The organism is Nonomuraea sp. B10E15 (assembly GCF_039871615.1).
Taxonomy (GTDB): domain Bacteria; phylum Actinomycetota; class Actinomycetes; order Streptosporangiales; family Streptosporangiaceae; genus Nonomuraea.
This window is the reverse complement of record NZ_JBDPMB010000006.1, coordinates 291,068-314,166: the sequence shown is the minus strand read 5'-3', so window position 1 is coordinate 314,166 and position 23,099 is coordinate 291,068. Positions and strand designations below refer to the sequence as shown.

At 69.4% G+C, this 23,099-nt stretch carries 21 protein-coding genes; 14 read left to right on the top strand and 7 right to left on the bottom strand.

The features are described from left to right. The first annotated feature begins 40 nt into the window (after positions 1-40). Both ABGB14_RS21180 and ABGB14_RS21175 read left to right on the top strand, forming a co-directional pair. Complete coding sequence (locus tag ABGB14_RS21180) at positions 41-997, top strand: zinc-binding dehydrogenase (RefSeq protein WP_347645525.1); 957 nt, start codon at positions 41-43, stop codon at positions 995-997. Positions 998-1,072: 75 nt separating this feature from the next. Continuing rightward, entirely contained in the window at positions 1,073-1,930 is an 858-nt protein-coding gene (locus ABGB14_RS21175) for an oxygenase MpaB family protein (RefSeq protein WP_347645524.1), read from the top strand. 30 nt (positions 1,931-1,960) lie between these two features. Here ABGB14_RS21175 and ABGB14_RS21170 read toward each other — a convergent pair whose 3' ends face one another. From ABGB14_RS21170 to ABGB14_RS21150, 5 genes are all read right to left on the bottom strand, one after another. Then, positions 1,961-2,701, bottom strand: a complete 741-nt coding sequence (locus tag ABGB14_RS21170) for a PadR family transcriptional regulator (RefSeq protein ID WP_347645523.1) — start codon at positions 2,699-2,701, stop codon at positions 1,961-1,963. Continuing rightward, positions 2,698-3,501, bottom strand: coding sequence for a DUF4097 family beta strand repeat-containing protein (locus tag ABGB14_RS21165; protein ID WP_347645522.1), 804 nt, complete (start codon positions 3,499-3,501; stop codon positions 2,698-2,700). The genes ABGB14_RS21170 and ABGB14_RS21165 overlap by 4 nt, the downstream gene beginning before the upstream one ends. Positions 3,502-3,599: 98 nt before the next feature. Beyond that, the gene (locus ABGB14_RS21160) at positions 3,600-3,779 is read right to left on the bottom strand and encodes a DUF6104 family protein (protein ID WP_020544136.1); all 180 of its coding nucleotides are present in this window, start codon (positions 3,777-3,779) and stop codon (positions 3,600-3,602) included. 98 nt (positions 3,780-3,877) lie between these two features. Then, positions 3,878-7,516, bottom strand: coding sequence for a multifunctional oxoglutarate decarboxylase/oxoglutarate dehydrogenase thiamine pyrophosphate-binding subunit/dihydrolipoyllysine-residue succinyltransferase subunit (locus ABGB14_RS21155; RefSeq protein WP_347645521.1), 3,639 nt, complete (start codon positions 7,514-7,516; stop codon positions 3,878-3,880). Between the two features lie 204 nt (positions 7,517-7,720). Continuing rightward, positions 7,721-8,365 (bottom strand): phenylalanine--tRNA ligase beta subunit-related protein, encoded by a 645-nt coding sequence (locus ABGB14_RS21150; protein ID WP_347645520.1) that lies wholly within the window; start codon positions 8,363-8,365, stop codon positions 7,721-7,723. A 73-nt stretch (positions 8,366-8,438) separates the two neighbouring features. Here ABGB14_RS21150 and ABGB14_RS21145 point away from each other — a divergent pair, with 73 nt between their 5' ends. Both ABGB14_RS21145 and ABGB14_RS21140 read left to right on the top strand, forming a co-directional pair. After that, positions 8,439-9,014 carry a helix-turn-helix domain-containing protein gene (locus tag ABGB14_RS21145; protein ID WP_347645519.1) on the top strand — a complete coding sequence of 192 codons (576 nt, stop codon included), beginning with the start codon at positions 8,439-8,441 and terminating at the stop codon, positions 9,012-9,014. Then, positions 9,011-10,294, top strand: a complete 1,284-nt coding sequence (locus ABGB14_RS21140; RefSeq protein WP_347645518.1) for an MFS transporter — start codon at positions 9,011-9,013, stop codon at positions 10,292-10,294. The genes ABGB14_RS21145 and ABGB14_RS21140 overlap by 4 nt, the downstream gene beginning before the upstream one ends. Here ABGB14_RS21140 and ABGB14_RS21135 read toward each other — a convergent pair. Next, entirely contained in the window at positions 10,242-11,087 is an 846-nt protein-coding gene (locus tag ABGB14_RS21135; protein WP_347645517.1) for a glutathione S-transferase C-terminal domain-containing protein, read from the bottom strand. The two genes, ABGB14_RS21140 and ABGB14_RS21135, sit on opposite strands and share 53 nt — an antisense overlap. A 55-nt stretch (positions 11,088-11,142) precedes the next feature. Here ABGB14_RS21135 and ABGB14_RS21130 point away from each other — a divergent pair, with 55 nt between their 5' ends. The 5 genes from ABGB14_RS21130 (at position 11,143) to ABGB14_RS21110 (ending at position 17,122) form a co-directional block, all read left to right on the top strand. Further along, positions 11,143-12,201, top strand: a complete 1,059-nt coding sequence (locus tag ABGB14_RS21130; RefSeq protein ID WP_347645516.1) for an MBL fold metallo-hydrolase — start codon at positions 11,143-11,145, stop codon at positions 12,199-12,201. 135 nt (positions 12,202-12,336) lie between these two features. Then, entirely contained in the window at positions 12,337-13,209 is an 873-nt protein-coding gene (locus tag ABGB14_RS21125) for an SDR family oxidoreductase (protein ID WP_347645515.1), read from the top strand. Between the two features lie 202 nt (positions 13,210-13,411). Further along, the gene (locus ABGB14_RS21120) at positions 13,412-14,569 is read left to right on the top strand and encodes an ROK family transcriptional regulator (RefSeq protein WP_347645514.1); all 1,158 of its coding nucleotides are present in this window, start codon (positions 13,412-13,414) and stop codon (positions 14,567-14,569) included. A gap of 37 nt (positions 14,570-14,606) precedes the next feature. Then, complete coding sequence (locus tag ABGB14_RS21115; protein WP_347645513.1) at positions 14,607-16,091, top strand: sugar ABC transporter ATP-binding protein; 1,485 nt, start codon at positions 14,607-14,609, stop codon at positions 16,089-16,091. Continuing rightward, complete coding sequence (locus ABGB14_RS21110) at positions 16,091-17,122, top strand: ABC transporter permease (protein WP_347645512.1); 1,032 nt, start codon at positions 16,091-16,093, stop codon at positions 17,120-17,122. The genes ABGB14_RS21115 and ABGB14_RS21110 overlap by 1 nt, the downstream gene beginning before the upstream one ends. 31 nt (positions 17,123-17,153) lie before the next feature. Here the strand turns inward: ABGB14_RS21110 and ABGB14_RS21105 are convergent, their stop codons facing one another. After that, positions 17,154-18,347 carry an RNA-guided endonuclease TnpB family protein gene (locus ABGB14_RS21105; RefSeq protein ID WP_347645511.1) on the bottom strand — a complete coding sequence of 398 codons (1,194 nt, stop codon included), beginning with the start codon at positions 18,345-18,347 and terminating at the stop codon, positions 17,154-17,156. Between the two features lie 161 nt (positions 18,348-18,508). On the opposite strand from ABGB14_RS21105, the gene ABGB14_RS21100 reads away from it, so the two are divergent. From ABGB14_RS21100 to ABGB14_RS21080, 5 genes are all read left to right on the top strand, one after another. Continuing rightward, the gene (locus tag ABGB14_RS21100; RefSeq protein ID WP_347645510.1) at positions 18,509-19,555 is read left to right on the top strand and encodes an ABC transporter substrate-binding protein; all 1,047 of its coding nucleotides are present in this window, start codon (positions 18,509-18,511) and stop codon (positions 19,553-19,555) included. 11 nt (positions 19,556-19,566) lie between these two features. Then, a complete protein-coding gene (locus ABGB14_RS21095; RefSeq protein ID WP_347645509.1) occupies positions 19,567-20,730 on the top strand; it encodes a Gfo/Idh/MocA family oxidoreductase in 1,164 nt (387 codons plus the stop codon). A gap of 3 nt (positions 20,731-20,733) precedes the next feature. Beyond that, positions 20,734-21,735, top strand: coding sequence for a sugar phosphate isomerase/epimerase family protein (locus tag ABGB14_RS21090; RefSeq protein WP_347645508.1), 1,002 nt, complete (start codon positions 20,734-20,736; stop codon positions 21,733-21,735). Between the two features lie 484 nt (positions 21,736-22,219). Then, positions 22,220-22,618, top strand: coding sequence for a peptidase inhibitor family I36 protein (locus tag ABGB14_RS21085; RefSeq protein ID WP_347645507.1), 399 nt, complete (start codon positions 22,220-22,222; stop codon positions 22,616-22,618). Positions 22,619-22,686: 68 nt separating this feature from the next. Next, entirely contained in the window at positions 22,687-23,082 is a 396-nt protein-coding gene (locus tag ABGB14_RS21080) for a peptidase inhibitor family I36 protein (protein WP_347645506.1), read from the top strand. Positions 23,083-23,099 lie beyond the last annotated feature (17 nt).

Below are 23,099 nucleotides of genomic sequence, written 5' to 3'. Positions count from 1 at the left end.
GGCGGGCCGTCGAGCGAAATCTTGTTAGTAGGGTGCGGCCATGTTCGCCGTAACCGCCACACAGACCGATCCCGACAATCCGCTCGCCGGGCTGACGCTCGGAGAGCACCCCGAGCCCAAGACGCCGGACGGCTGGACGACCGTCTCCGTGCGCGCCGCCGCGCTCAACCACCACGACCTGTGGACGCTCAAGGGCGTCGGCATCCGGCAGGACCGGTTGCCGATCGTGCTGGGCTGCGACGCCGCCGGCGTGGACGAGGACGGCAACGAGGTCATCGTGCACGCGGTGATCGGCTCGGGCCCCGACGAGACGCTGGACCCCAGGCGCAGCCTGCTGTCGGAGACGTACGACGGCACGTTCGCCGAGCGGGTCGCCGTGCCGCGCCGCAACCTCGTGCCCAAGCCGGCCGCGCTCAGCTTCGAGCACGCCGCCTGCCTGCCGACGGCCTGGCTGACCGCGTACCGCATGTTGTTCGACAAGGCCGGGCTCCAGCCCGGGGCCACCGTGCTGGTGCAGGGCGCGGGCGGCGGCGTCGCCACCGCGCTGATCGCGCTCGGCCGGGCGGGCGGCTACCGCGTCTGGGCGACCAGCCGCACGGAGGCCAAGCGCGAGCGTGCCCGCGAGCTCGGCGCCGACCAGGTCTTCGAGACGGGAGCGCGGCTGCCCGAGCGGGTCGACGCCGTCATGGAGACCGTCGGGCAGGCGACCTGGGACCACTCGCTCAAGTCGCTCAAGCCCGGCGGCCGCATCGTCGTGTCCGGAGCCACCAGCGGCGCGGTCCCGCCCGCCGATCTCAACCGGGTGTTCTTCCTGCAGCTGTCCGTGGTCGGCTCGACGATGGGGACGCGCGACCAGCTGCAGCGGCTGGCGGTGTTCCTGGAGCAGACCGGCGTGCGCCCGGTCGTCGACCGTACGGTGCCGCTGGCCGAGGCGCGGGACGGGTTCGCGGCCATGGCGGCGGGAGAGATCTTCGGGAAGATCGTCTTTTCCGGATGAATAAGTAAATGGTTACTTCTGGTGCTCCTGGGTGATACAAGCAGAGAGAGCCGTATCACCCGGGAGGCCGTCAGCATGGACGTCGAACCCTTCGGCCCAGGTTCGCTGCACTGGGACACGGCCGGCGAATATCGCAACCTGCTCGTGGCCGGCAGCGCGCTGGTCCTCCAGACCATGCACCCGGCCGTGGGCGCGGCCGTCGCCGAGCACTCCACGTACAAGTCCGACCCGTGGGGGCGGCTCACCCGCACGCTCACTTCCGTCCAGACCTGGGTGTACGGCGGCCCCGGCGGCCCGGCGGAGGGCGAGCGGCTCAGGAGGCTGCACCGGGACATCAGCGGCGTGGACGAGCACGGCAGGCACTACCACGCGCTGAACGGCGAGGCGTGGGCCTGGGTGCACCTCTCCCTGTTCGAACGCTTCATCGCGCTCAACCGGTGGTTCGGCACCCCGTTCACCCACGAGCAGGAGGAGCGGTTCTACGCCGAGTCACGGCAGCTCGGCGCGATCCTGCGGGTGCCCGAGCGGGAGATGCCGGGCGATCTGGCGGCGTACCGGCGGTACTTCGACGACATGGTGGCCGACCGGCTCGAGCCGCATCCGACCGCGCTGGAGGTGCTGGCCGTCATGCGCGACACCCCGGCGCCGCCCGCTCTGCCCCGGCCGCTGCGCGGGCTGTGGGCGCCGGTCGGGGTGGGGTCGGGGGAGTTCAACCACTTCGTGACCGTCGGCACGCTGCCGCCGTCCGTACGCGGGAAGCTGGGGCTGCGATGGGCGGCCCGGGACGAGCGGCGGCTGCGGCAGGTCGGGCACGCGGTGGCGACGCTCACGCCGCGCCTGCCCGAACGCCTGCGCTACATGCCCATCGCCTACCGTGCCCGCCGCGCCGCACGGAGGGCACGTCGTGTCGAGCGTCTCCTGCGCCCGGCCTGACGCCCGCGAGCCCGTCCGGCGCGGGACGTGTCAGCGTTCGAGGATGTCGCGGACGTTGCGGGCGGCGTCGTCGAGCGTCACGCGCAGTGCCGCCACCTTCTCCGGCGTCAGGCGCGTGCCCGACGCCTCCTCGCGCGTCCGGGCGACGAAGTCGGCCAGCAGCTCGCCCAGCTCGGCGTCGAGGTCGGCCCGGTTGGGCGGCGCGCCCCCGAGCGTGGCCCAGACCTCCGACCAGATCCTGCGCCATTCCTTGCTGAGCCGCTCGCCTTCGCCCTGCCAGTGGTCGGCGTGCTCCATCCACTGGCGTTTCTGCTGCTCCTTGAGCCGCCTGAGGCCCTCCCTCTGCTTGTCGAGCAGGTCTCTGGCGTCGTCGTGGCCGCTGGTCCGCACGTCCTTGGCCATCCGGGTCAGCTCGTCGCGCAGCGACTTGACGGTGTCGCGGACGTCCTCCTTGACCTCGCGGGCGATGTCGCGCACGGAAGCGGAGATCTCCTCCTCCAGGTCGTCGAGCTCGTCGAGCCGGTCGTTCAGCTCCTCACGACCCCGGTCGGTGATCGAGAAGACCTTCTTGCCCTCGACCACCTCGTGGGTCACCAGGCCCTCCTCCTCCAGGCGGGCCAGGCGGGGGTAGATCGTTCCGGGCGAGGGCGAGTAGACGCCGAGGAAACGGTCCTGGAGCAGCCTGATGACCTCGTAGCCGTGGCGTGGGCTCTCGTCCAGCAGCTTGAGCAGGTACAGCCGGAGCCGGCCGTGACCGAAGACAGGGCTCATTCCTTCTCCCCCTTGAGCAGCGTGACCTCACCGGAGACCGTGATCGCCGAAAGCGAGGCCATGCCGCCCCCCAGCCGCCCCGACAGCGCCTTGGAGCCGGGGCCTCCCGTGTTGGACAGTTCATCGAACGTGCTGACGAGCCTGCCCGAGGTGGATCTGAGGCTGACGTCCGCCTCGACGTTCTCCGGCAGCCTGACCAGGATGTCACCGGAGACGCTGTTGAGCGTCACGTGACCCGTGGGACGCAGCGCCAGGTCGGCCGTGAACCGGCCGGAGATCGTGGTGGCCTTCAGCCTGCGCGGAGAGCCGTCGGCCACCGTCAGGTCGCCGGAGACGCTCTTGAACGCCAGGTCGCCGGACATCGCACGGCTCTCGACAGGGCCCGACACGGTGTTGGCCAGCACGTCGCCGCTCACGGCGTCGAGCACGATCTCGCCCGACACGCTCTTGACGTGGGTCCTCGTCTCGAACCCGGCCACCACGGCCGGTGCGGTGACCACGCCGGCGTTGACCCTGCACGTCTTCGGCACGGTGATCGACAACACCGTCCTGCGGCGGTCGCGGCGCAGCCAGCCGAGCATGCCGTCCCACGTCAGGTCCTTGTAGGCGACGGTGAGCGACCGGGTGTGCTCGTCGTAGGTCACGATGAGCGGCGCCGCCGAGTCGACCTCGGCCACCTCCAGCGTGGGTGGGCCCTCGCTGGCGAGCACGGCCAGCCGGCCGGCCACGATGCGTACGTCCAGCGTCTCCACCTGGTCGAACGTGAGCTGCTCGGGTGCCTCGATCGCCCACTGTTGCATGATCCCTGCCCTTCTTGGCGACACGTCTCCTATAGACACGATATGTCGCGTCTGGCGAGATCTCAAGATGTATCGCGTTTGTGGGCGTCAGGAACGGGTCATTCGTCGTCCTCGTCGTCCAGCCGCGCCAGCCACGTGGCCAGCCGCTCGACGGGCGTCTCGAACTCGGGATTGAGGTCGACGAACTCGCGTAGCCGCTCGCCGAGCCACAGGAGGCTGACCTCCTCCTCGCCCCGGCGCTCGACCAGTTCCTCGATCCCCCGATCGGTGAAGTACATCGTCGTCCATTCCTTCCACCGGGCAACGTGCCCGGCTCAACCTGTCAGAACGCCAGTGAGCCCCCGGACAGGCCGGGGGCTCACCGTGCGGGCCTGCTTCAGCCGAAGAGCTGCTCGACAATGGCATCGAGCTCATGGTCGTGCGTGTTGTGCGAGCCCGTGGCCGGCGAGCTGTTGGGGGTGCGCGACACCCGTCGCAGCCGCCGCCCGCCCAGGACCTGCGGGTCCTCGGCCAGCTTGAGCGTCAGGTAGGGCCACGGCCCCATGTTGACCGGCTCGTCCTGGGCCCAGACCAGCTCCACCTGCTCGCCGTAGCGCGCCAGCTCGGCGGCCAGCTCGTCGGACGGGAACGGGTAGAGGCGCTCCAGCCGGACCAGGGCGACGTCGTCACGGCCCGTCTTGTCGCGCTGCGCGGCCAGCTCGTAGTAGAGCTTGCCGGAGCAGAGCACGACCTTGGTGACCTTGCCAGGGTCGACCGTCGTGTCGCCGAGCACCGGCTGGAAGGTGCCCGAGGTGAAGTCGGACGCCTTGGACGTGGCCGCCTTGTGCCGCAGCAGCCACTTGGGCGTGAAGACCACCATCGGCTTGTGGCGCTTGGACTCCACCTGCCAGCGCAGCAGGTGGAAGTAGTTGGCCGGCGTGGTCGGCTGCGCCACCGTCATGTTGTCGAGCGCGCAGACCTGCAGGAAACGCTCGATGCGGGCCGAGGAGTGGTCGGGGCCCTGGCCTTCGTAGCCGTGCGGCAGCAGCAGCACGACCGAGGACTTCTGGCCCCACTTCTGCTCGCCCGACGAGATGAACTCGTCGATGATCGTCTGGGCGCCGTTGACGAAGTCGCCGAACTGCGCCTCCCAGGCGACCAGCGCGTCGGGCCGCACGACGCTGTAACCATATTCGAAGCCCAGCGCCGCGAACTCGCTGAGCAGCGAGTCGTAGACGTAGAACTTCGTCGTGCCGTGGTTGAACGTCTTGAGCGGCGTGTGGTCGGCGCCGGTCATCCGGTCCACCAGGACGGCGTGGCGCTGGGTGAACGTGCCGCGCCGGGAGTCCTGGCCGACCAGGCGCACCGGGTGGCCGTCGATCAGCAGCGAGCCGTACGCCAGCGTCTCGCCCATCGCCCAGTCGATGGCGTCCTGCTCGACCATCTGGCCGCGACGCTGCAACACCGGCGCAAGGCGCGGGTGCGGCGTGAAGCCCTCGGGCAGGCTCAGCTGGGTGTCGACGATGCGCTTGAGCGTCTCGTCGCTGATCGCCGTCGGCGTGTCGTCGTGCGACCACTTGACCACCTCGGCCGGCGGCACCCGCATGGCGCCCGCCTCCAGCGGCTTCTTGGCCGCCTCGCGGGTCTCGGTGAACGCCTGCTCCAGCTTGGCCTGGTAGTCGCGCAGCGCCTGCTCGGCCTCCTCGACCGTGATGTCGCCCCGGCCGATCAGCGCCTCGGTGTAGAGCTTGCGGGTCGAGCGCTTGGCGTCGATCAGGTCGTACATCAGCGGCTGGGTGAAGGCCGGGTTGTCGCCCTCGTTGTGGCCGCGGCGGCGGTAGCAGATGAGGTCGATGACGACGTCCTTGCGGAACGCCTGGCGGTATTCGTAGGCCAGCTCGCCCACGCGCACCACGGCCTCGGGGTCGTCGCCGTTGACGTGGAAGATCGGCGCCTGGATCATCCGCGCCACGTCGGTCGCGTAGACCGACGAGCGGGACGAGGCGGGCGAGGTGGTGAAGCCCACCTGGTTGTTGACCACGACGTGCACGGTGCCGCCGGTGCGGTAGCCGCGCAGTTGCGACAGGTTGAGCGTCTCGGCCACGACACCCTGGCCGGCGAAGGCCGCGTCGCCGTGGACGAGGACGGGCAGGACGGTGAACCCCTCCTCGCCGCGCTCCAGAAGGTCCTGCTTGGCGCGGACGACGCCCTCCAGGACCGGGTCGACCGCCTCCAGGTGGGAGGGGTTGGCGACCACAGACGCGGTGATCGTCTTGCCGCTCGGCGCGGTGAACTCGCCCGTCGCGCCCAGGTGGTATTTCACGTCGCCGGAGCCGTGCGCGGTGCGCGGGTCGATGTTGCCCTCGAACTCGCCGAAGATCTGCGCGTAGGACTTGCCGACGATGTTGGCCAGCACGTTGAGCCGGCCGCGGTGGGCCATGCCGATGACGACCTCGTCGAGGTCTTCGTCGGCGGCGTCGCTGATCACCGAGTCGAGCAGCGGGATCAGGGACTCGCCGCCCTCCAGCGAGAAGCGCTTCTGGCCGACGAACTTCGTCTGCAGGAACGTCTCGAACGCCTCGGCGGTGTTGAGCCGCGACAGGATGTTGAGCTGCTCGTCACGCTCGGGCGACTTGTGCGGCTTCTCCACCCGCTCCTGGATCCAGGCCCGCTCCTCGGGGTTCTGGATGTGCATGTACTCGATGCCGACCGTGCGGCAGTAGGAGTCGCGCAGCACGCCCAGGATCTCGCGCAGCTTCATCAGCGGCCGGCCGCCGAACCCGCCGGTGGCGAACTCCCGCTCGAGGTCCCACAGCGTCAGGCCGTGCGACTGGATGTCGAGGTCGGGGTGCTTGCGCTGCTTGTACTCCAGCGGGTCGGTCTCGGCCATCAGGTGGCCGCGCACGCGGTAGGCGTGGATCAGCTCGAGCACCCGCGCCGACTTGGACACGTCGTCGTCGTGCGACGTCGACACGTCCTGGACCCAGCGGACCGGTTCGTACGGGATCCGCAGCGACTCGAAGACCTCGTCGTAGAAGCCGTCCTCGCCCAGCAGCAGCCGGTGGATCTGGCGCAGGAAGTCGCCCGACTGGGCGCCCTGGATGATCCGGTGGTCGTAGGTGCTGGTCAGCGTCATGACCTTGGAGACGGCCAGGCGCGAGAGCGTGTCGGGCGAGGCGCCCTGGTATTCGGCGGGGTATTCCATCGCGCCGACGCCGATGATCGTGCCCTGGCCGGGCATCAGGCGCGGCACGGAGTGCACGGTGCCGATGGTGCCGGGGTTGGTCAGCGAGATCGTGGTGCCGGCGAAGTCGTCGACGCCGAGCTTGCCGCCCCGCGCCTTGCGGACGACCTCTTCGTAGGCCATCCAGAACTGCCGGAAGTCCATCTCCTCCGCGCCCTTGATCGAGGGCACGAGGAGCTGGCGCTCGCCGTTGCTCTTCTGCACGTCGATCGCCAGGCCGAAGCCCACGTGCTCGGGCTTGACGAGCGTGGGCTTGCCGTCGATCTCCGTGTAGGAGTAGTTCATCTCCGGCATGGCGCGCAGCGCCTTGACGATCGCGAAGCCGATCAGGTGGGTGAAGGACACCTTGCCGCCGCGGCCCCGCTTGAGGTGATTGTTGATCACAATGCGGTTGTCGACCAGCAGCTTGGCCGGGATGGCGCGCACGCTGGTCGCGGTCGGCACCGACAGCGACTGCTCCATGTTGGCGGCCGTGCGGGCCGCGGCCCCGCGCAACTTCACCTCCTCGGCGCCCTTGGGCACCGGGGTGGCCGGTTGCTTCGGCTTCTCGGCCGCAGGTGGCGCCTTGGGCGCCGCCTTGGGAGGCGCGGGGGCGGTCACAGTGCCGTTCCCCGCCTCCTTGGCCGGGGACCGGCCCGGTCCGTAGTCAGGGTTGTAGTCAGCGAAGAAATTCCACCAAGCCTTGTCGACCGACTCGGGGTCTTGGAGGTATTTCTGGTACAGCTCGTCGACAAGCCACTCGTTCTGACCAAAGCTTGCCAGCGGGTTTGTCCGCGACGACTCAGACGACACGGCGGAAATCGCCCTCTTCCGCAGATCGGCGTTGATGTTAGAGAACCTTTCCAAGGCTACTCGCCCGGACTGGCAGCGCGCGCCTAGGTGGGCGTGCCGCCACGCACGATCCTCTCAGGACGGCGCGATGAGGTCACGACCCCCTAGTCAACCCGGGGGGTTGCGCGATTATCACTATTTGGTATCAACACCCTGTCCGGAGGTTTACTTCCCTCCAGACACCAATCTGCTGGCGATTCGCACCTGAGGGGACAACTCGGACAGTAGGTCGGCGAGCTCCTCGCCCGCCTGCTTGAGCTCCTCCAGCGACATCGGCTCCAGGCGCTCGAGCAGGAAGATCGCGTTGGTGGTCTCCTCGGTGAGCCGGGTGCGCACCACCTGGCGCCAGTTCCACCTGCGGCAGGTCACTCCGAGGTCGTCGCGCCAGATCACCTCGCCGGGGTCGGGCGTGCCGAGCGCCTCCTCGGACGGCTCGTCACCAACCGCCCTGACCAGCCGCGCCGGGCCGGAATAGCGGTCGAGGTCTTCCCCGCCGATGGGCAGCGCGTGCTTCACGCTGATCGAGTTGTAGGCGTCGACGGCCTGGTTGATCTCCGGCAGCGGCATCCGGCGGGTGAGCGCGTCGACCGAGGGCCTGGTGCGCTGAGGCTTGGCCCCGAACGCGCGGTAGGCGTCCTTCCAGGCGTCGATCTTGTCGGTCTGGACGGAAACGGCCGAGGCCTCGGCGAGCCAGGCGCGTGAGCGCTCGTCGGTGGGCCCGTTGCGCAGGTCGCGGGCGGTCATGACGAGGACCGCGAAGTCGGGGCGCAGCGCGAAGACCGCGTCGTCCACCTGGATGTCGTCAAGCATCCCCACAGTTTATGAGCCGGGGAAATCGCCAAGCACACTTTGCAAAATTGTCTTTGCGGTCTACGGTGGGGGTATGGAGGAGCAGTACCAGATCAGTGACGCGCAGGTGCTCAAGGTCGTCGCCCACCCGCTGCGGGTGCGCCTGCTCGGCCTGCTGCGCAGCGACGGGCCGGCCACCGCGAGCGAGCTCGGCCGCAAGGTCGACGAGAGCTCCGGCTCGACCAGCTACCACCTGCGCGAGCTGTTCAAGTACGGCTTCATCGAGGAGGACCCCGACCGGCGCGACGGGCGCGAGCGCCGATGGCGGGCCCGCCACCGCTACACCTCGTGGGACGCCGTCGAGCTCTCCGGCACCGAGGAGGGCCGCGAGGCGGTCAAGGTCGTGCACCTGCGGCAGGCCGAGATGGTCGGGCGGCTGATGGAGGCGTTCGACCCCGGCGACTGGCCCGACGACTGGGTGGAGGCCGCCGGGATGAGCGACCACCTCCTCACGCTGCCGCCCGCGGCGATCCAGGAGTTGAAGAAGAGGATCGAGGAGCTGATGGGCGAGCTCTCCACCCGCTACGCCGCCGAACCGGCCGCCAGGCAGGTCACCGTCTGGTTCGGCGCGATCCCGCGCAACCGTGAGGAGCGGCGGGACGACCGATGACCGCGCGATCGGCGTTACACCGCTACATGCTCGTCAGCTTCCTGACCTGGCTGCCGGTCGGGCTCGCGATGGCCGCCCAGGTGCTGCTGATGACCGAGCGCGGTCTCGGCCTGGCGCAGATCGGGCTGGTGACGACGGTGTTCTCCATCGTGACCGTGAGCCTGGAACTGCCCACCGGCGGGCTGGCCGACGTCCTGGGGCGGCGCGTGGTGCTGGCGGCCTCGGCCGCGTTCACCGTCGCGGGCCTGGGGCTGATGAGCGTGTCCACGACGCTCGGGATGTTCCTGGCGGCCGGCGTGCTGAAAGGCGTGGCCAGAGCCCTGTCCAGCGGCCCCGCGACCTCCTGGTACGTCGACACGCTGCACGGCGTCGAGGGCCACGACGCCGACCTCAAGCCCGGCCTGGCCAGAGGCGGCGCGATGGAGTCCGTGGCCCTGTGCGTCGGCGTCCTGGCGGGCGGCGGCCTGCCACTCGTCGTGCCGCCCACGCTGGTCCTCCCCCTGGCCGCGCCGTCGCTGCTGGGCGCGGTCGCGGCGGCGGCGCTGCTGCTCGTGGTCATGCTCGCGCTGCCCGAGCCGGCCCACCGGCGCCGCACGCTGTCGAGCGTCCTGCGCGAGGTGCCCGTGACGGTGGCGGGCGGCATCCGGCTGGCGGCGGGCCACGCGCTGCTGCGCAGGCTCATGATGGTCGCGGTGGCGACGGGCGTGGTGCTGATGACCATCGAGCTGCTCACCCCCGGACGGCTGGCCGAGCTGGCGGGCACGGCGGAAGAAGGCAGCCTGGCCTACGCCGTGGTCGCGGCGCTCGGCTTCGCGGGCGGCACGGTGGGCAACGCGCTCGCGCCCCGCGTGGCCCGGCTGGCCGGTGGCTCGGCCAGGGGAGCGGTCGCGGGGACGGTGCCGGCCGCGCTCTCCGTGGGCGCGCTGGCCGCGACGGCGGGCCTGGACGGCCTGCCGGGAATGCTGAGCGCGGGGCTGGCCTACGTCGTGCTGTTCGTCGGCCTCTCGCTGACGGGCGTGCTCTGCCTGGAGCTGACCCACAAGGCCGTCACCGCCTCCGAGCGGACCACGGTCACCTCGACGAGCTCGATCGCCCTGCAGGCCGGCGGGACCCTGGCCAACCTCACGCTCGCCGGCCTGGCCGCCCAGGCCGGCCTCGCCGCCGCCTGGGGTGTGGTGGCCGTGGTGACGCTGGCCTCGGCGCTGTTGTTCGTCCGGATGCCCGCGCCTACAGGCTCCAGTCCAGCGCGGGCCCAACCGGCACGATCCGGCTCGGGTTGATGTCGGTCTGGGTGATGTAGTAATGACGCTTGATCTGGTCGAAGTCGGTGGTTTCGCGGAAGGCCGGGAGAGCGTACAGCCTGCGTGCGTACGCCCACAGCGCCGGGTAGTCGGTCAGCCGCCTGATGGAGCACTTGAAGTGCGCGTGGTAGACGGTGTCGAACCTGGCGAGGGTCGTGTAGAGGCGCACGTCACTGTCCGTGAGCGTGTCGAAGAGGAACTCCGACTCGGCCAGGCGTACCTCCAGGAGGTCGAGGGTGGTGAAGACGCGGGTGACCGCCTCCTCGTACACCTGCTGGTCGCGGGCGAAGCCGGCCTCGTACACCGCGTTGTTGAGGCCGTGGTAGAGGCGGTCGTTCATGATGGCGATGTCCGGCCGCAGGCGCTCCGGGTAGAGGTTCGGCGAGGTGCCCCATGACGTCTCCAGATCGAGGGTGATCTGGGGGAAGTCGTTGGTGACGATGCGCTGGTCCTTCGTGTCCCAGACGCAGGGGACGGTGTAACGGCCCGTGTAGCCGGGGTCCGTCGCGTGGTAGAGCTCCGACAGATATTCCGGGTCGCCGCCGGGAACGCGCCAGCCCTTCTCGTCGCGGACGGGGTCGACGATCGTGACGTCCAGCAGGTCCTGCAGCCCGAGGAGTGACCGTACGATCAGCACGCGCTGCGCCCACGGGCAGGCGTAGGAGGCGTAGAGCCGGTACCGTCCCGGCTCGGGCGGGCCGAGCCGGTCCGTGAAACGGTTGGGCTGCCGGACGAAGCGGCCCGTGTCGGAAAGCTCGCGGCTCGGCTTCATGGTCCTAGTAGAACATGATTCGGATGCCGAACCCCGTTCGGGCACAATCGGGTCCATGACGAAATTCGTGGTGACCCCTGCCAATGTGGCACAGCGGGACGCGTGGGCAGGCGGGGCGATCCCCGAGGTCGAACGGGTGCGCCCGGGGTTGTGGTCCGTGCCGGTGCCGATTCCGGTCAATCCCCTGCGGTACGTGCTGGTCTACGTCCTGGAGCTACCCGACGGGGTGGCGATCATCGACGCCGGGTGGAACACCGACGAGGCGTACGACGCGCTCGTCGCCGGCCTGGCCGTGGCCGGCTACGCGATCACCGACGTCAAGGGCGTGCTCGTCACCCACATCCACCCCGACCACTACGGGCTGGCCGGGCGCGTCCGCGAGATGTCGGGCGCGTGGATCGCGCTGCACCCGGCCGACGCGCGGCTGGTCCGCGAGCGTTACGACGACGCGGCCATCGACTCCCTGGTGGAACGGGAGCGCGAGCTGCTACGCCGCTGCGGGGTGCCCGAGCTGACGCTTGACGAGCTGGCCGGGGCCTCGATGATGATCCGGCACGTGGTCACCATGGCCAGGCCCGACCGGCTGGTGGAGGACGGCGACGAGCTCGGGCTGCCGGGCTGGGACCTGCGGGCCGTCTGGACGCCCGGCCACTCGCCCGGGCACCTGTGCTTCGTCTCGCCCGCGCGCAGGGTGCTGTTCTCCGGCGACCACGTGCTGGCCAAGATCACGCCGATCGTGGCCGTGCACCCGCAGTCGGGCCCCAACCCGCTGGCCGACTACCTCGACTCGCTGGCCGCCGTGCGCAAGCTGGACGTCGAGGAGGTGCTGCCCGCGCACGAATACCGTTTCCTGGAGCTGGCCGAGCGGGTCGACACCGTGATGGCGCACCACGACGAGCGGCTGGCCGAGATCGAGCGCGTGGTGGGCTCGCTCGACGGCGCCGCCTGCTGGGACCTGGCCACCCGGCTGACCTGGTCGCGGCCGTGGGAGACGATCCCCCCGTTCATGCGGCGCGCGGCCAACAACGAGACGCTCGCGCACCTGGCCTGGCTGGAGGCCAGGGGACGGGTGCGCCGGGTGGCGGGCGAGCAGGACCTGTGGTTCCCGGCCTGACCCGGGGCGCTGGAGCGGTTCGCGGCCTGACCGGGGTCGCCGGGACGGAGGCTCCCGGGCGTGGGGCGGGCGCTGGAACTGAGGGCGGGTTATCGTACTCGTACTAGAATGTTGTTCTCCTGCCTGGGAGGTTCGATGCTTCGGTTCGATGACAGGGTCGCGATCATCACGGGGGCGGGGCACGGCCTCGGCAGGTCGCACGCGTTGCTGCTGGCCGAGCGCGGGGCCAAGGTCGTGGTCAACGACCTCGGGGGCGCGCTCGACGGCACCGGCGCCTCAGCGGGGCCGGCCGCCGAGGTGGCCGAGCTCATCACGAAGAACGGCGGCCAGGCCGTCGCCAGCACCGACAACGTCGCCACGCCCGAGGGCGCCAGGGCCATCGTGAGCACCGCCGTCGACGCGTTCGGCAAGGTCGACATCGTCGTCAACAACGCGGGCATCCTGCGCGACAAGTCGTTCGGCAAGATGACGGTCGAGGACTTCGACGGCGTGCTCGCCGTGCACGTACGCGGCTCCTACCTGGTCACCCAGGCCGCCTACCCGCTGATGAAGGCGGCGGGCTACGGCCGCATCGTCAACACCTCCAGCCCGGCCGGCCTGTTCGGCAACTTCGGCCAGGCCAACTACTCGACCGCGAAGATGGGCCTGGTCGGCCTGACCAAGACCCTGGGCATCGAGGGCGCGCGCAACGGCATCAAGGCCAACGCCATCGCCCCCATCGCGTGGACCCGGATGACCGAGGCGCTGCTGCCTGCCGAGTTCGAGGCCAAGTTCACGCCCGAGCGGGTGAGCGCGCTGGTGGCTTATCTCGTGCACGACTCGTGCGAGGCCAGCGGCGAGGTGTTCAGCGTCGGCGGCGGCCGGGTGGCGCGGGTGTTCGTGGCCGAGGGGCCCGGCTGGAAGACCGACGACCTCACGCCCGAGACGATCGCCGGCAACTGGGAGACGATCATGGCCGAGCAGCCGTACGTGCTCACGGCGGGTGACTCGATGAAGGCCATGTTGTAAAGCGGCGGCCTCCCGAGCCGGTCCTCGCCTGGGGCGCGGGCCGGTTCCGTCGTTCCGGGGTCATCAGACGACTGGCTAAATGTCAAGCAATGGGGGGAATGTCGGGAATTGGCTTGGCTTTGTTCGATCTTCGGCGGAAGTTGGGGGAGTTTGGGCGATCCATACTCTTGATTCGCCGTATGAGTGATCTTATTGTCGCCACATGACCCCCCAGCCGGGCTCAGCCGGCGACGTGCTGACGCTGATCAGCGCCGGATCGGCGACGACCCGTTCCGATCTCGCGCGGCTCACCGGCCTGGCCAGATCGACGATCTCGCAGCGGGTCGACGCGCTGATCGAACGCGGCCTGGTGGAGGAGACCGAGAGCGGCGAGTCCACCGGAGGGCGGCCGCCGCGGCAACTGCGCCTGCACACCGAGGACCACGCCTTCGCCGGCGTCGACCTGGGCGCCACCCACTGCCGCGTCGCACTGATGGACATCTCCGGCAACGTGCTCGCCGAGTGCGAGGACTCGATGCTGATCAGCGACGGCCCCGAGAAGGTGCTCGCCCACGTCGACCAGCGGCTCGACCGGCTGCTCGGCACGGCGGGACGGCCCAGGTCCGCTCTGCGCGCCGTCGGCATCGGAGTTCCAGGACCCGTCGAGTTCGCCACCGGGCGGCCGAACAACCCGCCGATCATGCCCGGCTGGAACGACTACCCCGTTCCCGACTACTTCGACGGGGTGGAGGTGCTGGTCGACAACGACGTCAACGTGATGGCGCTCGGCGAGCACCGCACCTCCTTCGCCGACGCCGGCCACCTGCTGTTCATCAAGGTCGGCACCGGCATCGGCTGCGGCATCGTGGCCCAGGGCAGGCTGCACAGGGGCGCGCAGGGTTCGGCGGGCGACATCGGCCACATCAGGGTCAGCGGCCACGAGGACGCCGGCTGCCGGTGCGGCAACAGCGCCTGCCTGGAGGCCGTGGCCGGCGGCGCCGCGATCGCCAGGCGGCTGACCGAGCTGGGCCTGCCCGCCGAGACCGGGGCCGACGTCGTCGCGCTGGTGCAGGCAGGCAACACGCAGGCGCTGCGGCTGGTCAGGGAGGCGGGCCGGCTCATCGGCGAGGTGCTGGCCAGCCTGGTCAACTTCTTCAACCCCGAGGTCATCGTCATCGGCGGGGCGCTGTCGCGCGTGCACGAGCACCTGCTCGCCGGGATCAGGGAGGCGGTCTACCGCAGATCCCTCCCGCTGGCCACCCACCACCTGTCGATCACGCCCAGCCGTACGGGCATCAACGCCGCCGTGCTCGGCGCCGGGATGCTCGCCATCGAGCACTACCTGTCCCCCGACAACATCAACCGCATCGTCAACGCCTGAGCAGAACGCCCGGCAAGAACGCTGGAAGGGATCTCCGATGCTGGTCATGAAGGGCATCGTCAAGCAGTTCCCCGGCGTGCGCGCGCTGGACGGCGTCGACCTGGACGTGCGGGCGGGCGAGGTGCACTGCCTGCTCGGCCAGAACGGCGCCGGCAAGTCCACGTTGATCAAGGTGCTGGCCGGAGTGCACCAGCCCGACGAGGGCACGATCGTGTTCAACGGCGCCGAGGTGCGCCCGAGCAGCCCGATCGACGCCATCAGGCTCGGCTTCGCCACCATCTACCAGGAGCTCGACCTGGTCGACGGGCTCAGCGTGGCCGAGAACATCTTCCTCGGCCACGAGCACGCCCGCTTCGGCTTCGTGAACAGGCCGGCCGCCCGGCGCGCCGCCCGCGAGGTGCTCGAACGGCTCGGTCACGGCGAGATCCGCCCGTCGGCCGAGGTCGGCCGGCTGTCGCCGGCGGCCAAGCAGGTCGTCTCGATGGCCCGCGTGCTCTCCCACGACGCCCGCCTGATCATCATGGACGAGCCGTCGGCGGCGCTCGCCCACGACGAGGTCGCCAACCTCTTCCGCATCATCCGCGAGCTCACCGCCCAGGGCGTGGCCGTGGTCTACATCTCGCACCGCCTGGAGGAGATCCGCGAGATCGGCGACCGGGTCACCGTGCTGAAGGACGGCCGCACGGTCGCCGTCGGCCTGTCCGCCCGCGACACCCCCACCACGCAGATCGTCTCCCTCATGACCGGCAGGAACGTCGAATACGTCTTCCCCGCCAAGGCGGGCAGGTCGCCGGGCGAGGAGGTGCTGGAGGTCGAAGGGCTGAGCTCGCCGGGCGTCTTCTCCGACGTCTCGTTCTCCGTGCGCGCGGGCGAGATCGTCGGGCTGGCCGGCCTCGTCGGCTCCGGGCGCTCGGAGATCCTCGAAGCGGTGTACGGCGCGCGCCCGGCCACCGGCCGCGTGCTGCTCGCCGGCCGGCCGGTACGCCGCAGCGTCGTCGGCACGGTGCGCCGCGGCATGGGCCTGGCGCCCGAGGAGCGCAAGGCCCAGGCGCTGCTCCTCGACCAGAGCGTCACCGCGAACATCACGCTGGGCAGCCTGCCGGGATTCGCCCGGTTCGGCTGGCTCGACCGTAAACGCGAGCGGGAGGAGGCCAAGCGGTTGGCGGAGATGCTGGACATCCGGCCGCCCGACCCAGAACGCCCGATCAGGACCCTGTCGGGCGGCAACCAGCAGAAGGCCGTGCTCGCCCGCTGGCTGCTCGGCAGCCGCAAACTCCTCCTGCTGGACGAGCCCACCAGAGGCGTGGACGTGGGCGCCAGGGCCGAGCTGTACGCGGTGATCCGCGACCTGGCCGAGCAGGGCATCGGCGTGCTGCTGGTCTCCAGCGAGGTGCCCGAGGTGCTCGGCATGGCCGACCGCGTGCTGGTGCTGCGCGAGGGGAGCGTCATCCACGAGGGCGACGCCGCCGGGCTGGACGAGCACCGCGTACTCGACATGATCATGAATGGGAGGGCGGCGTGATGAGCGAGCCCACGAAAGCGCAGGCGCCGTCGGCCGCGGGAGGCGGCGGGCCGTCGCGCGGAGGCATACCCGGGCTGGGATCGCTGGGCGGCCTCGGCGAGATGCGGCATCTCGGCCTGCTCGGCGCGCTGGCGCTGCTGGTCGTCGTCGGCCTGGTCACCCGGCCGGACAACTTCGCCACCGCCTCCAACCTGGTCAGCATCCTGTCCCTGGCCGCCACGATCGGCGTGATCACGGTCGGGGCCACGTTCGTGATCATCGGTGGCGGCATCGACCTGTCGGTGGGCGCCGTCATGGCTCTGGCGTCGGTCTGGGCGACGACGGTGGCCACGCAGTCGTACGGGCCGGTGGTGATGGCGATCTGCGCGATCCTCGTCGGCACCGGGGCGGGACTGGTCAACGGGCTGCTCATCGCCTACGGGCGGCTCGTGCCGTTCATCGCCACGCTCGCCATGCTCGTCGCCGCCCGCGGCCTGGCCCAGCGCATGTCCGACCGCAAGACCCAGCTCATCGACGCCGACAACGCCGCCCTCGTGGAGCTGTCGACCACCCGCGTGCTGGGCATCCCGCTGCTGGTCTACATCTTCGCGCTGGTCGTGGTGCTCGGCTGGGTGGTGCTCAACCGCACGACGTTCGGGCGGCGGACGTACGCGGTCGGAGGCAACCCCGAGGCGGCCAGGCTCGCCGGGATCGACGTGCGCAGGCACACGATGCTGCTCTACGCCCTGTCGGGGATGTGCTGCGGCATCGCCGCCATCCTCATCATGGCCCGTACGACGACGGGCTCGTCCACCCACGGAGACCTGTACGAACTCGACGCCATCGCCGCCGTCATCATCGGCGGCACGCTGCTCACCGGGGGCCGGGGCACGATCATGGGCTCGATCCTGGGCCTGCTGATCTTCACGCTCATCACGAACCTGTTCATTCTCAACGGGCTCAACACCAGCGACCAGCTGATCGCGAAGGGCCTGATCATCGTCGCCGCCGTCCTTCTCCAGCGGCGGAACCTGAAGGAGAGAGCACCTTGACTTCTCCCCCCTCGTAAAACAAGGGGGATTCCTACGGCTCGCGCTGTAGGGATTCCTGCTTCGTCGCCGACCGCCCCGTCCGGGAGGACTCCCGTTGAGGTCTTACACCGGCTCCACAGGCAGACACGGCCAGCCCGGCCGCCAGGATGTTGCGGGCCGCGTTCACATCGCGGTCGTGCACGGTGCCGCAGTCGCACGTCCACTCACGGACGTTCAGCGGCAGTTTCGCCGCGATGGTGCCGCACGCCCCGCACAGCTTGCTGGAGGGGAACCAGCGGTCGACCGTGACCAGTTCGCGCCCGTACCAGGCGCATTTGTACTCCAGCATCATCCGCAGCTCACGCCACGACGCGTCCGAGATGGCGCGGGCGAGCGTGCGGCTCTTGACCATGTTGCGGACGGTAAGGTCCTCGACAACGACCGTTTGGTTCTCACGGACGAGCCGGGTCGACAGCTTGTGCAGGAAGTCGCGGCGCCGGTCGGTGATCCGCGCATGCACGCGGGCCACCTTCCGCCGGGCCTTGTCCCGGTTGTTGGAGCCTTTGGCCTTACGCGACAGCTCCCGCTGCGCCTTGGCCAGCTTGGCGCGGTCACGGCGCTCGTGCTGGGGGTTGGTCACCTTCTCGCCGGTCGACAGGGTCACCAGCGAGGTGATGCCCGCATCGATGCCGACGACGTTCGTGGTGGCTGGGGCCGCAACCATGTGGTCCTCGCACAACATGGACACGAACCAGCGCCCCGCGCTGTCGCGGGACACGGTCACCGTGGTCGGCACGACACCTTCGGGCAGCGGACGCGACCAGCGGATATCCAGCGGCTCGGTCATCTTGGCGAGGAAAAGCCTTCCGTCGCGCCAGGTGAAGCCGGAACGGGTGTACTCGGCGCAGGCGCGGGACTTCTTCTTCGACTTGAAGCGCGGGTAGCGGGCCCGCTTGGCGAAGAAGTTGCCGAACGCGGTCTGCAGATGGCGCAGAGCCTGCTGAAGCGGAACGCTGGACACCTCGGCCAGGAACGCCAGTTCCCCGGTCTTCTTCCATTCCGTCAACGCGGCCGATGCTTGCACGTAGGAGACGCGGCGCTGCTCGCCGTACCACGCGCGGGTGCGCTCCTGCAGCGCCTTGTTGTACACCAGACGGACGCAGCCGAACGTGCGCGACAGCTCTGCCGCCTGCTCGTCGGTGGGGTAGAAGCGGTACTTGAACGCCCGCTTAACCTGCTGCGTCATGCCTCACATTTTGCCAGCTCCCGTGTTAGCAGAACGTGCTGGACAGACGCTGATGGACGGCGATCCGCCCTGACGGCCAATCGCCTGTCCCCGCCCTGCTCCGCAGGAGCTCCGTTTCCTCCCTCAGCTGAAGCCGGAAGTATCCACGAAGGAGAGCCACGATGAGTGAGAACGTCGCGCGCAGGGGATTCCTCGTCGGCGGAGCCGTACTTTTAGCGGCGGGCTGCACCAGCAACGAGCCCGAGGCGGCGCCGACCAGCGCGGCCGCCGTGCCCGCCCCCGCGGCCAGCGGCAACGACGAGCCGGGTCAGAAGGTGGTGATCGGCTTCTCGGCGCCGGCGGCCGACCACGGGTGGATCGCGGCCATCGCCAAGAACGCCGAGGCCACCGCGAAGCAGTATTCCGACGTCGAGTTCAAGCCGGTCGAGCCGACGAACGACATCAACCAGCAGATTTCCGCGGTCGAGTCGCTCATCGCGGCCAAGGTGAACGTGCTGGTGATCCTGCCGAACGACGGCCAGCAGCTCAACCAGGTCGCGCTGCAGGCCACCGAGGCGGGCATCCCCGTCGTCAACCTCGACCGCGTCTTCCCCGACAAGCTGGCCTACCGGACGTGGGTCGGCGGCGACAACTACGGCATGGGCGTGGCGGCCGGGCACTTCATCGGCAAGCAGCTCAAGGACAAGGGCGTGTCGAACCCGGTGATCGTCGAGATCCAGGGCATCGCCACGCTGCCGCTGACCCAGGACCGCACCAAGGGCTTCGCCGACGCGCTCAAGACGTACGGGTTCAGCGTCACCGCCAAGCAGGACGCGCAGTTCACGGTGGAGACCGGCAACGAGGTGGCCACGTCGTTGCTGCAGGCGCACAAGAAGATCGACGCGATGTGGAACCACGACGACGACCAGGGCGTCGGCGTGCTGGCCGCCATCAAGGAGGCCAACAGGAACGAGTTCATCATGGTCGGCGGGGCCGGCTCGCTGAACGCGATGAAGGAGATCCAGTCGGGCACCTCGGTGTTGCAGGCCACCGTCACCTACAGCCCGACGATGGCCTCCTCGGCGATCAAACTCGCGCGTCTGATAGCACAGGGTAAGGGCATGAGTGACCTGGTGGAGAACCAGGTTCCGCAGTCCATCACACTCGCGTCCGAGACCATCACCAAGGAGAACGTCGAGAAGTACCTGTCGCTCGGCTTCGAATCCTGATCGGGGGTTGCATGTCAGACAGAACCACCATCGGCGTGGGCATGGTCGGCTACGCCTTCATGGGCCGCGTCCACTCGCAGGCCTGGCGGAGCGTGGGGGCCTTCTTCGACCTCCCGCTGGCACCGCGCATGGCGGTGCTCGCGGGCAGGTCGAAGGAGCGCACAGAAGCGGCGGCCGCGCAGCTCGGCTGGGACGCCGTCGAGACGGACTGGAGAGAGCTGGTCAGGCGCGACGACGTGCAGATCGTCGACATCTGCACGCCGGGCGACTCGCACGCCGAGATCGCCGTGGCCGCGCTGGAGGCCGGCAAGCACGTTCTCTGCGAGAAGCCGCTGGCCAACACCGTCACCGAGGCCGAGGCCATGGTGCGGGCCGCCGCGGCCGCGCCGGGCAAGAGCCCAGGAAAGAGCATGGTGGCCTTCAACTACCGGCGGGTGCCCGCGGTCGCGCTCGCCCGCCGGTACGTCGAGGAGGGCAGGCTCGGCGAGATCAGGCACGTGCGGGCGCAGTACCTGCAGGACTGGATCGTCGACCCGGAGTTCCCGCTGGTCTGGCGGCTGCAGAAGGACAAGGCTGGGGCCGGCGCGCTCGGCGACATCGGCTCCCACATCGTCGACGCCGCCCAGTTCATCACCGGACAGAACGTGGTGGGCGTGTCCGCGCTGACGGAGACGTTCATCAAGGAGCGCCCGCTGGCGGCCGAGTCGGCCGGGCTCGGCGCGACCGGCACCTCCGCCACGGGCCAGGTCACCGTCGACGACGCCGCGCTGTTCATCGGCCGGCTCTCGGGCGGGGCGGTGGCCTCGTTCGAGGCGACCCGCTTCGCCACCGGACGCAAGAACGCCATGCGCATCGAGATCAACGGCTCGCTCGGCAGCCTCGCGTTCGACTTCGAGGCCATGAACGAGCTGTGGTTCAGCGCGGGCGGAGGCGGTTTCGAGCGCATCCTCGTCACCGAGCCCGACCATCCCTACGTGGGCGCCTGGTGGCCGCCAGGGCACGGGCTCGGCTACGAGCACACCTTCACCCACGAGGTCAAGGACTTCCTGGAGGCGATCGCCACCGGAGCCGATCCCACGCCGTCGTTCGCCGACGGGCTGCGGGTGCAGCGGGTGCTGGCCGCGGTCGAGCAGAGCGCGGCTGAGGGCAGCCGCTACACGAACGTGGAGGACTGACACATGCGACCCGTCACGCTGTTCACCGGACAGTGGGCCGACCTGCCGTTCGAGGAGGTGTGCCGGCTGGCGGCGGAGTGGGGCTACGACGGCCTAGAGATCGCCTGCTCCGGTGACCACTTCGACGTCGCCCAGGCCGTGGCCGACCCGTCGTACGTCGAGCAGAAGCGCGCCCAGCTGGACAAGCACGGCCTCAAGGTGTGGACCATCTCCAACCACCTCGTCGGCCAGGCCGTCTGCGACCTCATCGACGAGCGTCACAAGGCCATCCTGCCCGCCCGCATCTGGGGTGAGGGCGACCCCGAGTCGGTGCGCCAGGCCGCCGCCGAGGAGATGAAGGACACCGCGCGGGCCGCCGCGCTGCTGGGCGTCGACACGGTGGTCGGCTTCACCGGCTCGTCGATCTGGCACACCGTCGCCATGTTCCCGCCGACGCCGGCCTCGATGGTGGAGGCCGGCTACCAGGACTTCGCCGACCGCTGGAACCCGATCCTCGACGTCTTCGACGAGGCCGGCGTGCGTTTCGCGCACGAGATCCACCCGAGCGAGATCGCCTACGACTACTACACCACCCAGCGCACGCTGGAGGCCATCGGCCACCGGCCGGCGTTCGGGCTCAACTGGGACCCGTCGCACATGGTCTGGCAGGACCTCGACCCGGTGGCGTTCATCCTCGACTTCAAGGACCGCATCTACCACGTCGACTGCAAGGACACCCGCATGCGCGTCGGCGACGGGCGCAAGGGCCGCATGTCCTCGCACCTGCCGTGGGCCGACATGCGGCGCGGCTGGGACTTCGTCTCCACGGGCCGGGGCGACGTGCCGTGGGAGGACTGCTTCCGAGCACTGAACTCCATCGGGTACGACGGCCCGATCTCGATCGAGTGGGAGGACGCCGGCATGGACCGGCTGGACGGGGCCCGGGAGGCGCTGAGCTACATCCGCACGCTCAACTCCATCACCCCGCCGGCCACGGCCTTCGACGCCGCCTTCTCCACCGAGTAGCCCCTCCGCGCGGCGCGCCACCGGTCTCGGCCGGCGCGCCGCGCTTGCCTTTGGACGCGGAGCCCGTCCCGCCTTCCCCGGAACATGTCCACCTGTTCACCGGGCCATGGAACACGCGCTGCGCCGCCTGACTCCTCCCGCGAGTCTCCCCGATCAGTCTGGTGCCGCTCACCCGATCGGAAGCCCGCATCGGCGGCCTGACGCCGTACGGGCGCGCCGGAGACCCCAGGCCGGAAGAGGCCCGCTGGGACACCTGCTCTGTCCTAAATTGAGGGATTTCTGGCCTCGCATTCTGCCGTAGCGGCCCGTGGTCATCGGTAAGGTCCTTGTCACGCGCTGGTCATGGCACTTGTCTGGACGGCGCGATCTCCGTGTCGGCATAGCGGGATCAAGGCCGGCGGAGTTTTCCGCGATTCCCGAACGAAACGCCTGGGTGATGCCCAGGCCGACCTTTCGGCGTGCGCGCACAACGGAAAGGGTGTTCATGAGGAAGGTCGTGGTCGGCTCTTTGCTGGCTGTGGTTGCCGTGGTGGGGGCGCCTGGGGTGGCGGCGGTGCACGCCGATTCCCGGTCGTCGTCGGCTGCGGGGTCCTTCTGTCTTTACGAGCATGATAACTACAAGGGCGGCCGGGCCTGTTTCAAGACGGGTGACCGTGACTTGAGAAACAACCGCTGGAGTGGCACCGGTCGGTCGGCCGACAACGGTGCGAGCTCGATGAAGAACGAGACCAGGTACTTCGTCTACTTGTATAGTTTGCCGGGCCTGAAAGGCGGGTGGTACGGCGCCCGGCCGTACTCCTCGGACACCGATCTGACGAAGAACTCCGGCGGAAACCCGTCGTTCGACAACAAGGCCAGTGCGCTGGTGTTCAACACGTGGTGAGAATGAGCCTCGGCGTCCGCCGTGGTTCGGTCGGGCTCTGGCATACGCGCACAACGGAAAGGGCGTTCATGAGGAAGGTTGTGGTCGGTTCTTTGCTGGCTGTGGTCGCTGTGGTGGGCGTGCCTGGGGTTGCGGCAGTGCAGGCCGATTCCCGGTCGTCGTCGGCTGCGGGGTCGTTCTACCTTTATGAGCATGACAATTACAAGGGCGGCTGGGCCCGTTTCAGGACGGGTGACCTTGACCTGCGGAACAACCGATGGATCGGTACTTCCCGGTCGGTTAACAACGGTGCGAGTTCGATGAAGAACGAGACCAGGTACTGGGTTCACTTGGGGGACTTGCCGGACGGCAGAAGCTTGGAGTATACCGCCAAGCCGTATTCTCATGACGCTGATCTGACGAAGAACTCTGGTAATTCCTCATTCGACAACCTCACTAGCTCGCTGCGCTTCACCCGATTCTGAATAGAATAGGTATCGGC

What these genes read in the sequence shown, in the direction of transcription:
- ABGB14_RS21180 (WP_347645525.1), top strand. Translation starts at nt 41, where the DNA reads ATGTTCGCCGTAACCGCCACACAGACCGATCCCGACAATCCGCTCGCC.
- ABGB14_RS21175 (WP_347645524.1), top strand. Translation starts at nt 1,073, where the DNA reads ATGGACGTCGAACCCTTCGGCCCAGGTTCGCTGCACTGGGACACGGCC.
- ABGB14_RS21170 (WP_347645523.1), bottom strand. Translation starts at nt 2,701, where the DNA reads ATGAGCCCTGTCTTCGGTCACGGCCGGCTCCGGCTGTACCTGCTCAAG.
- ABGB14_RS21165 (WP_347645522.1), bottom strand. Translation starts at nt 3,501, where the DNA reads ATGCAACAGTGGGCGATCGAGGCACCCGAGCAGCTCACGTTCGACCAG.
- ABGB14_RS21160 (WP_020544136.1), bottom strand. Translation starts at nt 3,779, where the DNA reads ATGTACTTCACCGATCGGGGGATCGAGGAACTGGTCGAGCGCCGGGGC.
- ABGB14_RS21150 (WP_347645520.1), bottom strand. Translation starts at nt 8,365, where the DNA reads ATGCTTGACGACATCCAGGTGGACGACGCGGTCTTCGCGCTGCGCCCC.
- ABGB14_RS21145 (WP_347645519.1), top strand. Translation starts at nt 8,439, where the DNA reads ATGGAGGAGCAGTACCAGATCAGTGACGCGCAGGTGCTCAAGGTCGTC.
- ABGB14_RS21140 (WP_347645518.1), top strand. Translation starts at nt 9,011, where the DNA reads ATGACCGCGCGATCGGCGTTACACCGCTACATGCTCGTCAGCTTCCTG.
- ABGB14_RS21135 (WP_347645517.1), bottom strand. Translation starts at nt 11,087, where the DNA reads ATGAAGCCGAGCCGCGAGCTTTCCGACACGGGCCGCTTCGTCCGGCAG.
- ABGB14_RS21130 (WP_347645516.1), top strand. Translation starts at nt 11,143, where the DNA reads ATGACGAAATTCGTGGTGACCCCTGCCAATGTGGCACAGCGGGACGCG.
- ABGB14_RS21125 (WP_347645515.1), top strand. Translation starts at nt 12,337, where the DNA reads ATGCTTCGGTTCGATGACAGGGTCGCGATCATCACGGGGGCGGGGCAC.
- ABGB14_RS21120 (WP_347645514.1), top strand. Translation starts at nt 13,412, where the DNA reads ATGACCCCCCAGCCGGGCTCAGCCGGCGACGTGCTGACGCTGATCAGC.
- ABGB14_RS21115 (WP_347645513.1), top strand. Translation starts at nt 14,607, where the DNA reads ATGCTGGTCATGAAGGGCATCGTCAAGCAGTTCCCCGGCGTGCGCGCG.
- ABGB14_RS21110 (WP_347645512.1), top strand. Translation starts at nt 16,091, where the DNA reads ATGAGCGAGCCCACGAAAGCGCAGGCGCCGTCGGCCGCGGGAGGCGGC.
- ABGB14_RS21105 (WP_347645511.1), bottom strand. Translation starts at nt 18,347, where the DNA reads ATGACGCAGCAGGTTAAGCGGGCGTTCAAGTACCGCTTCTACCCCACC.
- ABGB14_RS21100 (WP_347645510.1), top strand. Translation starts at nt 18,509, where the DNA reads ATGAGTGAGAACGTCGCGCGCAGGGGATTCCTCGTCGGCGGAGCCGTA.
- ABGB14_RS21095 (WP_347645509.1), top strand. Translation starts at nt 19,567, where the DNA reads ATGTCAGACAGAACCACCATCGGCGTGGGCATGGTCGGCTACGCCTTC.
- ABGB14_RS21090 (WP_347645508.1), top strand. Translation starts at nt 20,734, where the DNA reads ATGCGACCCGTCACGCTGTTCACCGGACAGTGGGCCGACCTGCCGTTC.
- ABGB14_RS21085 (WP_347645507.1), top strand. Translation starts at nt 22,220, where the DNA reads ATGAGGAAGGTCGTGGTCGGCTCTTTGCTGGCTGTGGTTGCCGTGGTG.
- ABGB14_RS21080 (WP_347645506.1), top strand. Translation starts at nt 22,687, where the DNA reads ATGAGGAAGGTTGTGGTCGGTTCTTTGCTGGCTGTGGTCGCTGTGGTG.